Source organism: Acinetobacter pittii (assembly GCF_034067285.1).
GTDB lineage: Bacteria > Pseudomonadota > Gammaproteobacteria > Pseudomonadales > Moraxellaceae > Acinetobacter > Acinetobacter pittii_E.
Map to the genome: position 1 here is coordinate 3,642,474 of NZ_CP139286.1, position 14,466 is coordinate 3,656,939.

Annotated in this window: 9 protein-coding genes, 2 tRNA genes and 3 rRNA genes; 5 read left to right on the forward strand and 9 right to left on the reverse strand. The window is 42.6% G+C overall.

Annotation, left to right across the window (positions count from 1 at the left end):
* Both SOI81_RS17215 and SOI81_RS17220 read right to left on the reverse strand, forming a co-directional pair.
* Positions 1–567 (reverse strand): 5'-nucleosidase, encoded by a 567-nt coding sequence (locus SOI81_RS17215; RefSeq protein WP_320541061.1) that lies wholly within the window; start codon positions 565–567, stop codon positions 1–3.
* A gap of 80 nt (positions 568–647) precedes the next feature.
* Positions 648–1,781 carry a TDT family transporter gene (locus SOI81_RS17220; protein WP_016142603.1) on the reverse strand — a complete coding sequence of 378 codons (1,134 nt, stop codon included), beginning with the start codon at positions 1,779–1,781 and terminating at the stop codon, positions 648–650.
* A gap of 207 nt (positions 1,782–1,988) precedes the next feature.
* On the opposite strand from SOI81_RS17220, the gene ribF reads away from it, so the two are divergent.
* The 5 genes from ribF (at position 1,989) to SOI81_RS17245 (ending at position 7,577) form a co-directional block, all read left to right on the forward strand.
* Complete coding sequence (gene ribF, locus SOI81_RS17225) at positions 1,989–2,990, forward strand: bifunctional riboflavin kinase/FAD synthetase (protein ID WP_320541062.1); 1,002 nt, start codon at positions 1,989–1,991, stop codon at positions 2,988–2,990.
* Positions 2,991–3,052: 62 nt separating this feature from the next.
* Positions 3,053–5,890, forward strand: a complete 2,838-nt coding sequence (ileS, locus tag SOI81_RS17230) for an isoleucine--tRNA ligase (protein WP_320541063.1) — start codon at positions 3,053–3,055, stop codon at positions 5,888–5,890.
* Positions 5,883–6,413: a signal peptidase II gene (lspA, locus tag SOI81_RS17235; RefSeq protein ID WP_005804840.1), complete on the forward strand. Its 531-nt coding sequence runs from the start codon at positions 5,883–5,885 to the stop codon at positions 6,411–6,413. The genes ileS and lspA overlap by 8 nt, the downstream gene beginning before the upstream one ends.
* 1 nt (position 6,414) lies before the next feature.
* The gene (yaaD, locus tag SOI81_RS17240) at positions 6,415–6,897 is read left to right on the forward strand and encodes an FKBP-type peptidyl-prolyl cis-trans isomerase (protein ID WP_016142606.1); all 483 of its coding nucleotides are present in this window, start codon (positions 6,415–6,417) and stop codon (positions 6,895–6,897) included.
* Between the two features lie 137 nt (positions 6,898–7,034).
* Entirely contained in the window at positions 7,035–7,577 is a 543-nt protein-coding gene (locus tag SOI81_RS17245; protein WP_016142607.1) for an NADPH-dependent FMN reductase, read from the forward strand.
* Between the two features lie 45 nt (positions 7,578–7,622).
* Here SOI81_RS17245 and SOI81_RS17250 read toward each other — a convergent pair whose 3' ends face one another.
* The 7 genes from SOI81_RS17250 to SOI81_RS17280 form a co-directional block, all read right to left on the reverse strand.
* Positions 7,623–7,934 (reverse strand): ankyrin repeat domain-containing protein, encoded by a 312-nt coding sequence (locus SOI81_RS17250; RefSeq protein WP_320541064.1) that lies wholly within the window; start codon positions 7,932–7,934, stop codon positions 7,623–7,625.
* A gap of 163 nt (positions 7,935–8,097) precedes the next feature.
* Positions 8,098–8,212 (reverse strand): 5S ribosomal RNA (gene rrf, locus SOI81_RS17255).
* Positions 8,213–8,398: 186 nt separating this feature from the next.
* Positions 8,399–11,289, reverse strand: a 23S ribosomal RNA gene (locus SOI81_RS17260).
* Positions 11,290–11,643: 354 nt separating this feature from the next.
* Positions 11,644–11,719: transfer RNA gene (locus tag SOI81_RS17265), tRNA-Ala, on the reverse strand.
* A 55-nt stretch (positions 11,720–11,774) separates the two neighbouring features.
* Positions 11,775–11,851 (reverse strand) — tRNA-Ile (locus SOI81_RS17270).
* A 59-nt stretch (positions 11,852–11,910) separates the two neighbouring features.
* Positions 11,911–13,448: ribosomal RNA gene (locus SOI81_RS17275) — 16S ribosomal RNA — on the reverse strand.
* Together the 16S, 23S and 5S rRNA genes with 2 tRNA genes alongside form the textbook arrangement of a ribosomal RNA operon.
* Positions 13,449–13,839: 391 nt before the next feature.
* Positions 13,840–14,397: a peptidylprolyl isomerase gene (locus SOI81_RS17280; protein WP_320541065.1), complete on the reverse strand. Its 558-nt coding sequence runs from the start codon at positions 14,395–14,397 to the stop codon at positions 13,840–13,842.
* Positions 14,398–14,466: the final 69 nt, after the last annotated feature.

Below are 14,466 nucleotides of genomic sequence, written 5' to 3' on the forward strand. Positions count from 1 at the left end.
TTAGAAATGATTTTGATAAAGTGCTAAAAGCTTTTGTGCACCTAATAACAAGTTTTCTTCCCAATCTAGATGAGCTGTGTTATCTGCCCCATCAGTAATATACTTTACCGAAATCAGACGTACGCCTAATTTATGGCAGACTTTGGCTAAAGCATACCCTTCCATATCCACCACATCACAAGCTACTTTTGGCTGACCCGTTTCAAATGAATCACCAGTACCACATATTGCTTTTGGTAAATCAACAAAATGCGGTTGAAGGTGAATCTCGGCAGCTAAATGATTATCTAACGGCGTTACACCGACTTCAAACCCTAACGGTGAAACGTCCATATCACGTTGTACAAACGTTTTTATTTCAACTAAATCGTGCCGATTAAATGCAGAGCTTCCAGCTGTACCCAGGTTAATTAAAGTTTTGCATCCTGTTTTTTGAATAACCTCAAACGCTTTAAAGGCAGCATTAATCTTGCCAATGCCACTGTAATGGACTTCAATGCCTGCTTGTTCAAATAAACCTTTAGATTCATTAGGAAGCGCCATAATTAAAGCAATATCAGAGTTCATTCAGAAGGCTCAAATCAAAATTAAATAAATTAGAAAATAAGTATAAATCAGGTGCAAAAACTTTTTGCACCTTTTCATTACTACTGCATTTTTTGTTGTAAGGCGATTAAACACGGAGAGAAGAACAGTTTGCCGCTATATGCGCCTGCTAGCGTTTTTTTCATTACCACACTCCACATTGCCAACAATAAAAGGCTCAATGCCACTGCAACGTATTGTATAAATACAATTTCAACCTGATGGCCTAAATTAAACAGTGCCAGAATAAATACGCCTAATGGAAAAGTTAAACCCCACCAGCCTAAATTAAATGGAATACCTGTTTTTGCATGGCGAAGCGTTGTTAAAATCGCAAGACCGAGCCACCATAAACCGAACCCCACAAGAACCAGACTTCCTACAACTCCTAAAGCTGGAAATACATTAGCAAATTGATGAAATCCTACATGTGGAGCCACTCTTTGCGCTTGCTCACCTAGCAACAATAATCCTAAAGCACCAGTCCCGATAGGACCTAAAGAAAGCCAGCTAGAAATTGCAACTTCTTTTTCCGGTAACTGATGCAAAGCCATACGCAACATTAAAATTGTCAAAATACCAAATGCGGGTAAAACAGAAATTCCCCACAGCACGTAGCCTGCTAGCAATAAATGAAAGCTATGTAAATCAGCTGGTAAATGCGCTACTAGCACTCCCGCAGAACTTGCTGCGACTTCACAGGCAACCACTGGTAATAGCCAGATTGCAGTCATGGTATGTAGCTGATGGTTCTGACGGCTAAACATACAAAAAGGTACGATCCATGCAATGGCTAGTGCTAAAAAGACATCGATATACCATAAGGTTTGAGCAATATGTATGGCAACTTCACCGTAAAGCCCCACACCAAAGCTTAAGAAACCATTTAATATGGTAGCGAGCCCCATCGGGATAGCCCCTAAAAATAAGCTCATATTTGGATGGTTAAATATTTGCTTCGCTTCATGAGGGAAAAGAAACCACCGTAATAAATAGAGAGCTGAAAAAACACTGAATAAAACAATATTAAATTGCCATAACAAAGTTGCTAGCGTGAATAAAAATGATTGAGCAAATGGCAGCTGAATCAAAATCATACTTACCACACCAGTACCCATAGTCGCTGTAAACCAATTTGGGGTAAAATGCCGTATAACATCTTTGCTTTGATTTAATTGGTAAAAGGGTTTTTTCATCTTAGTTCTCTAATCAAAGAGTGGATAAAGATATAGTAGAGCAAAACACTAATAAGAAAAATTGATTTATTTTTATTTAATTCATCAATATTTTAGATATAAAGATATTCATATTGAAAAATAACTGAGTAAAAACACAACAACAAGACGAATCTGTGAGATTATGGCAATATATAGCCCTTGCAAAAATAGCCATATTTTAAGTTCATGAAACTGCTTCGTCTTAATGCGTTATCACCCAATTTTCAGTTACCTCAAACAGCGGTAACTATTGGTAATTTTGATGGTGTCCATTTAGGTCACCAAGCGATGATTGCGCAACTCAAAAAAATTGCTGCAGCACAAGGCTTAAAAACATTGGTTATGATTTTTGAGCCACAACCTCTTGAGTTCTTTAAAGGTTACGATGCTCCTCCTCGTATTAACTCGTTACGAGAAAAGGTCGAATATCTAACTGAGCTTGGCGTTGACTATATTGCGGTTGCTAAATTTGATCAGCATTTCCGTAGCATGAGTGCGTCTGAGTTTGCAGATTTATTAAAAGATAAACTAAATGCGCAGACTTTGGTTCTAGGGGATGACTTTCATTTCGGCAAAGACCGTCAAGGTAACAGTGAATTTCTAAAGAATTACGGCTTTCAAGTCACAAATTTACATACCATTGAACTTGAAGGTGAACGCGTCAGTTCAACTCGTATTCGCCAAGTGCTTCAAGTGGGTAATCTCGCTTTAGCAGCTAAATTATTAGGTCGTCCGTACAGTATTACCGGACGTGTCCAATATGGCGACCAAATTGGACAAACTTTAGATTTTCCAACGATTAATGTTCGCCTCAACCGCCACAAACCTTGTTTAAATGGTATTTATGGGGTTGAAGTCATTTGCGAAACCACTTCGCTCACTGAAAAAGTGCGCCAAGACACACCTGAAAAACCAGGAATTGCCGGATACCATGAAAACAGTCTCTATGGCGCAGGCCATGTTGGTACACGTCCAGCTATTCAGCAAGAACATCCAGAATGGAGATTAGAAGTACATTTCCCTGATGTTTCTGCTAATCTGTATGGCTTATTTATGCGGGTGACTTTTCTTCACTATCTTCATGGTGAATTGAACTACCCTTCGCTTGAGGCACTTAAGGCAGGAATTGATAATGACGTGCAACAGTTACGACAATATCGTAACGACACGACACAATTTCCTTTTTAATTCGAATTTTGATTGTAAAACATGTCAGCTCCCAAGCTGATTAAAACTGGAAGAAAACTTGCATGAGCGATAAGCAAACTCCTGAGAATGCAGTGGACTACAAAGCCACGCTAAACCTGCCGGATACTCAATTTGCAATGAAAGCAAATTTGGCAGTACGTGAAGTGAAATGGTTAGAAGAGTGGTATACCGACAACATTTATCAGCAGATTCGTGCATCGCGTATTGGCAAGAAAAAATATATTTTGCATGATGGCCCTCCATATGCAAACGGTACAATTCACTTAGGCCATGCGGTCAATAAAGTACTCAAAGACGTTATTGTAAAAAGTCGTACTTTGTCAGGTTTCGATGCACCTTATGTTCCGGGTTGGGACTGTCACGGTTTACCAATCGAACTAAAAGTCGAAGAAAAAGTGGGTAAAGTAGGCGAAAAAGTTGACGCAGCTACTTTCCGTAAGCTCTGCCGTGAATACGCGCTAAAACAAATTGATTTACAGCGTACTGACTTTAAACGTCTGGGTATTTTAGGTGACTGGGATAATCCTTATCTCACCATGAATTACAAACAAGAAGCTGATATTGTTCGTGCTTTAGGTTTGATTCAGAAAAATGGTCATATTCAGCCGGGCTTAAAGCCAGTGAACTGGTGTATGGACTGTGGTTCTGCACTTGCTGAAGCTGAAGTTGAATATGAAGATAAAAAATCTGACGCAATCGACGTTGGTTTTGGCGTTGTTGATCTTAAAGATTTAAGTGCCCGTTTAAACGTAGAAGTTCAAGATCCAACTGATATCGTGATCTGGACGACTACACCGTGGACATTGCCTGCAAACCAAGCGGTTGCGTTGCATGCCGAAATTGAATATCAATTGGTACAAGTGACGACTGAGCGCGGTAAGCAAAACTTCATTCTTGCTAAAGACTTAGTTGCTTCAGCAATTGAACGCTATAAACTTGAAAACCCAGTTGTTTTAGCAGATTTTACCGGTTCAGCTCTTGAAAAGCTTACTTTACAGCACCCTTTACTTACTGATCGCCAAGTTCCGGTTATTTTGGGTGAACACGTTATCGCAACAAGTGGTACAGGTGCCGTACATACAGCGCCTGGCCACGGTGCAGACGACTATAAAGTAGGTCTTCAATATAACCTTAAAGTAGATAATCCAGTCGGTGGTAACGGAGTTTATCTCCCAACTGCTCCAATCTATGCTGGTGAACACATCTATAAAGCTAATCCAAAGATTATCGAAGCTTTGGGCGCTGTAGGTCGCTTATGGGCTCATCAGCCAATTAAACATAGCTACCCACACTGCTGGCGTCACAAGACCCCAATTATTTTCCGTGCTACACCACAATGGTTCATTAGCATGGATCAAAAAGGTTTACGTGATGGCGCGCTGAATGCCATTGAAAATGATATCGAGTTTGTCCCGAACTGGGGTAAAAACCGTATTGAATCAATGATCGAAGGTCGTCCGGACTGGTGTATTTCACGTCAACGCACGTGGGGTGTTCCAATTCCTTTCTTCGTTCATAAAGACACGAACGAATTACACCCACGTACACCTGAGCTCATCGAAGAAGTCGCTCAACTGATCGAACAAGAAGGTATCGAAGCATGGTTCAAACGTGAAGCAAAAGACTTCATTGGTGAAGATGCTGAACAATACAACGCCGTTCGCGATACACTCGATGTATGGTTCGACTCTGGTACAACACATTATGCTGTACTTGAGCAACGTGAAGAATTAGAAAGCCCTGCTGACTTATATTTAGAAGGTTCAGACCAACACCGTGGCTGGTTCCAATCTTCTTTATTAACGTCTATGGCAATTCACAATCGTGCACCATATAAAGCCCTGTTAACACATGGTTTTACGGTAGATGAAAATGGTCGTAAGTTATCAAAATCATTAGGTAACTACATTCCGCTTGAAGAAATCATCAAACAACTTGGTGCTGATGGTTTACGCCTATATGTAGCTTCTAGCGACTATCGCTATGAAATTGCGGCGTCTAAAGAAATCTTTAACCGTGTAAGTGATAGCTACCGCCGTATTCGTAATACCCTGCGCTTCTTACTTGCTAACCTCAATGGTTTCAAACCAAGTACTGATGCTTTAGCAGTAGATGACCTTATCGCTCTTGATCAATATATTTTGCAGCGTGCGAATGAAGTACAACAAACCATTATCACTGCTTATGAAGAAATGAACTTCCATGTGGTGTGTAGTGCGTTAACAAGCTTCTGTATTAATGACTTAGGTGGTTTCTACCTAGACATTATCAAAGACCGCCAATATACAACGAAGGCTGACTCACAAGCACGCCGTTCTGCACAAACAGCGCTTTACCATATTGTCCAAGTATTTATCCGTTGGATGAGCCCAATCTTAAGCTTTACCGCTCAAGAAGCTTGGCCACTGATTCCAGAACAAACTGAAAAGTATGTATTTACGTCAGAATGGTATGACTTGCCTGTTTCATCAAAAGCAAACTTGCTTTCTGAGGAAGATTGGCAAACATTGATTAGCGTAAAATCTGCAGTAAATAAACAGATTGAAGCAGCACGTAACGCTAAAATTGTCGGCAGTAATCTTTCAGCCAAAGTTGAACTTTGGGCAAATGAATCATTACAAACAGTTTTAAACCAACTGGCTGATGAACTCCGTTTTGTTCTTATTACTTCGCAAGTAGTAGTACATCCATTTGCTGAGCAAGGTGAAGCAACTGAAATGGAAGGCTTACGTGTACAAATATCTGCAGCTGAAGGTGAAAAATGTGCACGTTGCTGGCACGTCCTTCCAGATGTAAATACACATGCCGATCATCCTGGTTTATGTGGTCGTTGTATTGTGAACGTCACTGGTCGTGGCGAAGTGAGAAAATATGCCTAATTCACAAGCTAAAAAAGGCTTATTCCAGTTTTATCCACACAACCTGATTTGGCTTGGACTTTCTGTCCTTGCCATTGTATTGGATCAATGGACAAAATGGATTGCAAGTACACATCTCAACTATGCAGATCCTGTACCCGTACTTCCATTTTTAAACTGGACACTATTACATAACTATGGTGCAGCTTTTAGCTTTTTATCTGATGCAGGAGGATGGCAGCGCTATTTCTTCACATCTTTGGCGGGCTTAGTTTCAGTACTTTTTGTATTTTGGTTAATGCGTATGCCTAAAAAAATGGTGGTACTACCTGTAGCCATCGCTTTAATTTTAGGTGGAGCTTTAGGCAATTTAATTGACCGTATTACCCTAGGTTATGTGGTCGATTTCATTCATGTTTATTACCAAAATCATCACTTTCCAGCTTTTAATATTGCGGACAGTGCCATCACTCTAGGTACGATTTTGCTACTCATTGATACATTCTTCCTTGAAAAGCAACGTAACCAAAATTCGGATGCATAATATGACCGAAATTATTCAACCTAACGAAGAAATTCGTATCCAAGAAGGTTCTAAAGTCGACCTACACTTTTCTGTATCTATCGAAAATGGTGTAGAAATTGACAATACACGTAGCCGTGAAGAGCCAGTTAGTCTGACTATTGGTGACGGGAACCTTTTACCAGGTTTCGAAAAAGCATTATTCGGTTTACGTGCAGGTGACCGCCGTACAGTACACCTTCCACCAGAAGATGCTTTTGGTCCGTGGAACCCAGAAAATGTTCAAACTTTCGATACAGTTAAGTTTGAGCAACGCCCTATTCCTGGTCACATGATCGAATTTGAAGATAAGGCAAAAACTACTTTATTCGGTGTAGTTAAATCAGTTAATGATGACATTACAGAAATTGATTTTAATCACCCGTTAGCTGGGAAAAATATTACCTTTGAAGTAGAAATATTCAAGGTAACACCCGAAGGCCAACAAGGCATTAAGCTAATGTAAATAAAAAAGCCCTCTCAATGAGGGCTTTTTTATGATTCAATTTTTATTAGTGACATAAGAATCCTTACAAATTCTATATTCTCTCCTACCTATATAATGAATTAAGTTATAGAGATAAAAATTCTTAGGACAAATACATGCTGGTCTATATTATCGTAGGAAGTGTTCGTGAAGGACGTACAGCAATTAAAATCGCCAATTGGCTACAATCAACAATTCCCTCATTTAATTTAAAAGATTTTCAAACAGAAGTAATTGATTTAAAAGAATGGAATTTACCTTTATTTTCAGGTTCTCACCCACCGGCTACCGGGATTTATGATCAGCCTCAACAGCAAGAATGGGCGGACAAAATCGCACAAGCAGATGCATTTATCTTTATTAGCCCAGAATACAATCATGGTTATAGTCCAGCTTTAAAGAATGCACTCGACTATGTAGGTAAAGAATGGAGTGGCAAACCTGCTGCATTTATTGGCTATGGTTCAACGAATGGTTCTCGTTCTATTAGCCAAATACGTCAAGTCACCTCAAGTTTAAGTATCATTGATCCCAACGCTGTCATAGAGATTCGGGATATTTTTAAACGCAATAAAGATGAAAAATTCGAAGCTAATGAGTTTGAAGTAAAAGGACTTCAATCAATTATTGAGAAACTACAGAAATATCATTTGTCTTAAATTGAACAAAAAGCCTCTTTTTCAAATAAAAGGGGCTTTTTAATACTATAAACTTCTTAAATAATTTACTATCTCAATATTACCTGCCATTTCTGCTAGCTCTAGTGCCGTGTATTCGCTTTTGTAAGCGACATGAGCACCTTTTTCAACTAAGAGTTGAACTACCTCTAAATGATCATTTTCAGCAGCTGCTTGCAGAGCACTATAACCTTCATCATCTGTCTGGTTAGGATCTTTTCCATCTATTAGTAATTCTTTTACGTGATCGATATCACCTAAAGATGCCCAATAAATCAATGCAGGAAGAGAGAGTTCGTTATCATCTTCAGGTATAGGAGAGAAAGAATTAATTTTCATAGAGGTGACCAAAAATAAGAAATTCCATCATTATATTCATAGAATACAGCCAATATACAAATCTGAAATTGAGCTTAGATTTTATTAAAAATCAAATTCTCTTATATTTCCTACGCATAAAAAAACACCCCTGACCATTGAGTCGGGGGTGTTTAGAATAATGAGCTGGCGATGACTTACTCTCACATGGGTAACCCCACACTACCATCAGCGCTAAGAGGTTTCACTTCTGAGTTCGGGAAGGGATCAGGTGGTTCACTCTTGCTATGGTCGCCAGCACAACTGGTATGGATACTTGCTTCGTTTTATTCACATGGTGATACGTTGCGTTTTCCAAATCTTTACAGACGGGCTGATTGAATCTGACTTTATCTGTTCATTTTAGCTAAGCGTTTAACTAAATCAAGTTGCTTTGCATGTTTATGAATCGATTGATGCTTCATATACAACTGCTTGGGTGTTGTATAGTCAAGCCTCACGAGCAATTAGTATTGGTCAGCTTCACATATCACTATGCTTCCACATCCAACCTATCAACGTCCTAGTCTCGAACGGCTCTTTAGAGGAATAAATTCCTAGGGAAATCTTATCTTGAGGTAGGCTTCCCGCTTAGATGCTTTCAGCGGTTATCCCTTCCGAACATAGCTACCCGGCGATGCGACTGGCGTCACAACCGGTACACCAGAGGTTCGTCCACTCTGGTCCTCTCGTACTAGGAGCAGATCCTCTCAAATTTCCAGCGCCCACGGTAGATAGGGACCGAACTGTCTCACGACGTTCTAAACCCAGCTCGCGTACCTCTTTAAATGGCGAACAGCCATACCCTTGGGACCTGCTTCAGCCCCAGGATGAGATGAGCCGACATCGAGGTGCCAAACACCGCCGTCGATATGAACTCTTGGGCGGTATCAGCCTGTTATCCCCAGAGTACCTTTTATCCGTTGAGCGATGGCCCTTCCATACAGAACCACCGGATCACTAAGACCTACTTTCGTACCTGCTCGACTTGTGGGTCTCGCAGTTAAGCGCGCTTTTGCCTTTATACTCTACGCGTGATTTCCGACCACGCTGAGCGCACCTTCGTACTCCTCCGTTACTCTTTAGGAGGAGACCGCCCCAGTCAAACTACCCACCAGACACGGTCCTCGTCCCGGATAACGGGACAGAGTTAGAACCTCAACATTACCAGGGTGGTATTTCAAGGACGGCTCCATTGGAACTAGCGTTCCAACTTCAAAGCCTCCCACCTATCCTACACAAGTAAGGTCAAAGTTCAGTGTCAAGCTGCAGTAAAGGTTCACGGGGTCTTTCCGTCTAGCCGCGGGTACACTGCATCTTCACAGCGATTTCGATTTCACTGAGCCTCTGCTGGAGACAGCGCCGCCATCATTATGCCATTCGTGCAGGTCGGAACTTACCCGACAAGGAATTTCGCTACCTTAGGACCGTTATAGTTACGGCCGCCGTTTACTGGGGCTTCGATCAAGAGCTTCGCTTACGCTAACCCCATCAATTAACCTTCCAGCACCGGGCAGGCATCACACCCTATACGTCCACTTTCGTGTTTGCAGAGTGCTATGTTTTTAATAAACAGTTGCAGCGGCCTGGTTTCTGCGGCTGTCGTCAGCTCAGGAAGCAAGTTCCATCACCAACAACAGCGTACCTTCTCCCGAAGTTACGGTACCATTTTGCCTAGTTCCTTCAGCAGAGTTCTCTCAAGCGCCTTGGTCTACTCGACCTGACCACCTGTGTCGGTTTCGGGTACGATTCCTGTGTAACTGAAGCTTAGAGACTTTTCCTGGAAGCATGGTATCAGCCACTTCGCTGTACAAGTACAGCTTGCTATCGGATCTCAGTATAGAGTACCCCGGATTTGCCTAAGATACATACCTACATCCTTCCACCTGGACAACCAACGCCAGGCTGACTTAACCTTCTCCGTCCTCTCATCGCATTACACAGAAGTATTGGAATATTAACCAATTTCCCATCGACTACGCCTTTCGGCCTCGCCTTAGGGGTCGACTCACCCAGCCCCGATTAACGTTGGACTGGAACCCTTGGTCTTTCGGCGAACGGGTTTTTCACCCGTTTTGTCGTTACTCACGTCAGCATTCGCACTTCTGATACCTCCAGCATACTTCTCAATACACCTTCATCGGCTTACAGAACGCTCCCCTACCACTTGACTAATGTCAAATCCGCAGCTTCGGCACATAGTTTTAGCCCCGTTACATCTTCCGCGCAGGCCGACTCGACTAGTGAGCTATTACGCTTTCTTTAAAGGGTGGCTGCTTCTAAGCCAACCTCCTAGCTGTCTATGCCTTCCCACATCGTTTCCCACTTAACTATGATTTTGGGGCCTTAGCTGGCGGTCTGGATTGTTTTCCTCTTGACTACGGACGTTAGCACCCGCAGTCTGTCTCCCGGATAGTACTCATAGGTATTCGGAGTTTGCATCGGTTTGGTAAGTCGGGATGACCCCCTAGCCGAAACAGTGCTCTACCCCCTATGGTATTCGTCCGAGGCGCTACCTAAATAGCTTTCGGGGAGAACCAGCTATCACCAGGCTTGATTAGCCTTTCACCCCTATCCACAAGTCATCCCCTGGCTTTTCAACGACAGTGGGTTCGGTCCTCCAGTTAGTGTTACCCAACCTTCAACCTGCTCATGGATAGATCGCCTGGTTTCGGGTCTATACCCAGCAACTAAACGCCCTATTAAGACTCGGTTTCCCTACGGCTCCCCTATACGGTTAACCTTGCTACTGAATATAAGTCGCTGACCCATTATACAAAAGGTACGCAGTCACACCACGAAGGTGCTCCCACTGCTTGTATGCATGCGGTTTCAGGATCTATTTCACTCCCCTCACAGGGGTTCTTTTCGCCTTTCCCTCACGGTACTGGTTCACTATCGGTCAGTCAGGAGTATTTAGCCTTGGAGGATGGTCCCCCCATATTCAGACAAGGTTTCACGTGCCTCGCCCTACTCGTCATCATTATGTGTGCCCTTTCGTGTACGGGAATATCACCCTCTACGTTCGCACTTCCCAGAGCGTTCCACTAAAACACACATAACTTAATGGGCTGATCCCCGTTCGCTCGCCGCTACTGAGGGAATCTCAATTGATTTCTTTTCCTAAGGGTACTGAGATGTTTCACTTCCCCTCGTTCGCCTTGCAACACTATGTATTCATGTTGCAATACCTACCTTAAAGTAGGTGGGTTTCCCCATTCAGAAATCTCCGGATCAAAGGATATTTGCCGCCTCCCCGGAGCTTATCGCAGGCTATTACGTCTTTCATCGCCTCTGACTGCCAAGGCATCCACCACATGCACTTAATTACTTGACTATACAACCCCAAACAGTCGTCAACACCTACAAGTGAGTGTTGTCCGTGCGATTCTTCATCGCTACTATCTGTTGTCTGTGTACTTAAACACTGTACAGCTTCAATCTAAATTCATATACCAAAACGCTTGATTCAGTTAATTTGCTAGTTCTCAATTCATTCAGATTAATTGCTTAATCTAAACTCTTGAGTGAACAATTTATTTCAGACTCAATTTTGCCAATCTGTTAATGAATAAACATGCCTTCGTCAGGTCATGCTTAATACCGTGATATTTAAATCACAGAAGTTAATAAACCAAGATCATATAATCTCTATTTACTAATTTCTGTAATCCGAACTTCTCTTAAGTTCTGGTGGAGACTAGGAGAGTCGAACTCCTGACCTCCTGCGTGCAAAGCAGGCGCTCTACCAACTAAGCTAAGTCCCCAGCTTACATCATCAGTCATGTATCTTTTATCTATAACTTTAACCAGTCAAAGTCATGGTGGGTCTGACAAGACTTGAACTTGTGACCCCACGCTTATCAAGCGTGTGCTCTAACCAACTGAGCTACAGACCCTCAGATACATCTATGAAGAACAACTTGTTGTGGATTCTTACCAATCGTCAATCTTTCGTTAAGGAGGTGATCCAGCCGCAGGTTCCCCTACGGCTACCTTGTTACGACTTCACCCCAGTCATCGGCCACACCGTGGTAACCGCCCTCTTTGCAGTTAGGCTAGCTACTTCTGGTGCAACAAACTCCCATGGTGTGACGGGCGGTGTGTACAAGGCCCGGGAACGTATTCACCGCGGCATTCTGATCCGCGATTACTAGCGATTCCGACTTCATGGAGTCGAGTTGCAGACTCCAATCCGGACTACGATCGGCTTTTTGAGATTAGCATCCTATCGCTAGGTAGCAACCCTTTGTACCGACCATTGTAGCACGTGTGTAGCCCTGGCCGTAAGGGCCATGATGACTTGACGTCGTCCCCGCCTTCCTCCAGTTTGTCACTGGCAGTATCCTTAAAGTTCCCGACATTACTCGCTGGCAAATAAGGAAAAGGGTTGCGCTCGTTGCGGGACTTAACCCAACATCTCACGACACGAGCTGACGACAGCCATGCAGCACCTGTATGTAAGTTCCCGAAGGCACCAATCCATCTCTGGAAAGTTCTTACTATGTCAAGGCCAGGTAAGGTTCTTCGCGTTGCATCGAATTAAACCACATGCTCCACCGCTTGTGCGGGCCCCCGTCAATTCATTTGAGTTTTAGTCTTGCGACCGTACTCCCCAGGCGGTCTACTTATCGCGTTAGCTGCGCCACTAAAGCCTCAAAGGCCCCAACGGCTAGTAGACATCGTTTACGGCATGGACTACCAGGGTATCTAATCCTGTTTGCTCCCCATGCTTTCGCACCTCAGCGTCAGTGTTAGGCCAGATGGCTGCCTTCGCCATCGGTATTCCTCCAGATCTCTACGCATTTCACCGCTACACCTGGAATTCTACCATCCTCTCCCACACTCTAGCTAACCAGTATCGAATGCAATTCCCAAGTTAAGCTCGGGGATTTCACATTTGACTTAATTAGCCGCCTACGCGCGCTTTACGCCCAGTAAATCCGATTAACGCTTGCACCCTCTGTATTACCGCGGCTGCTGGCACAGAGTTAGCCGGTGCTTATTCTGCGAGTAACGTCCACTATCTGAAGGTATTAACTTCAGTAGCCTCCTCCTCGCTTAAAGTGCTTTACAACCATAAGGCCTTCTTCACACACGCGGCATGGCTGGATCAGGCTTGCGCCCATTGTCCAATATTCCCCACTGCTGCCTCCCGTAGGAGTCTGGGCCGTGTCTCAGTCCCAGTGTGGCGGATCATCCTCTCAGACCCGCTACAGATCGTCGCCTTGGTAGGCCTTTACCCCACCAACTAGCTAATCCGACTTAGGCTCATCTATTAGCGCAAGGTCCGAAGATCCCCTGCTTTCTCCCGTAGGACGTATGCGGTATTAGCATTCCTTTCGAAATGTTGTCCCCCACTAATAGGCAGATTCCTAAGCATTACTCACCCGTCCGCCGCTAAGATCAGTAGCAAGCTACCTCTCTCCGCTCGACTTGCATGTGTTAAGCCTGCCGCCAGCGTTCAATCTGAGCCATGATCAAACTCTTCAGTTAAAATCATTTTGTACCTTATTTAAAGACAAGGTACCAATTCTGGCTCATCAATTACTGACTTAAATTTCGCTCAAATAAACTTCGAGTAATTTAAACCAATCAATCAATGAAAATTATTTCGATTAATCAACCAGTAAAAATCCACACAAGTTGTTCTTCAATTCTCTTAATGATTTTTCTGCTCTTCGTCAGAGACAGAATTCAACGCAATACTAAGCTTTCATCTTAACCCTGTAAGCTAAGATATTCTCGTGTATCGCGTCGGGATGAGTGCATTATAGGGAAAAAAAACTGGTACGCAAGCACTTTTATAAATATGCTCGTTCGACCGGTTCTTTTTCAGCCAAATAAAATCTCAAAAATACACAACTTGCTGATTTATATAGTTAATTTATTTTTGCAGAGTTTTGATCTTTATATCTACTATCTTTATAGGCTGTTTTGGTACGTTTTGATGCACACCATAGTTTGATGTAGGGACCTGAACAATACGGTCAACCACATCCATTCCTTTAATTACTTTTCCAAAAACTGCATAACCAGGATTACCCGCAGAACGATTTAAAAAATTATTATCTGCAACGTTTATAAAAAACTGACTAGTAGCTGAGTCAGGGTTTGCTGTACGGGCCATTGCCAAAGTTCCTCGTGTGTTAGCAATTCCATTTCCAGCTTCATTTTTGATAGGTGCTCGCGTAGTCTTTTCCTGCATATTTGCAGTAAGCCCACCGCCTTGCACCATGAAACCAGGAATTATACGATGAAATATCGTATCTTTATAAAAGCCTGACTTTATATAGTCTTTAAAATTCTTCACACTGTTTGGTGCTTTATCATCATAAAGTTGTATTTCAACGTTGCCTAAGTTCGTTTGCATTTCAACTAAAGTGTCAGCCCATACTGAATGATTGCTTATACCCAAACAACATAACATTAATAATTTTTTCATATCTTCCCTACAACAAAATGCCAAACTTAATGAAGGGTAAATTTAATCATCTATATAAAAGAATTCTAG